Raw genomic sequence first — 237 nt, 5'->3', positions numbered from 1 at the left:
GAGATAAGGCGTTCCCTTCGGGGACGCAATGACAGGTGGTGCATGGTCGTCGTCAGCTCGTGTCGTGAGATGTTGGGTTAAGTCCCGCAACGAGCGCAACCCTTGTTACTAGTTGCCAACATTAAGTTGGGCACTCTAGTGAGACTGCCGGTGACAAACCGGAGGAAGGTGGGGACGACGTCAGATCATCATGCCCCTTATGACCTGGGCTACACACGTGCTACAATGGACGGTACA

At 54.9% G+C, this 237-nt stretch carries 1 rRNA gene; it reads left to right on the top strand.

The features are described from left to right. A 16S ribosomal RNA gene (locus H5S39_RS00030) occupies positions 1-237 on the top strand; the annotation flags it as partial.

It is taken from the genome of Limosilactobacillus rudii (assembly GCF_014145455.1).
GTDB lineage: Bacteria > Bacillota > Bacilli > Lactobacillales > Lactobacillaceae > Limosilactobacillus > Limosilactobacillus rudii.
Note: the sequence above shows the minus strand (reverse complement) of the source record. Positions and strands in the feature narration are given on the sequence as shown.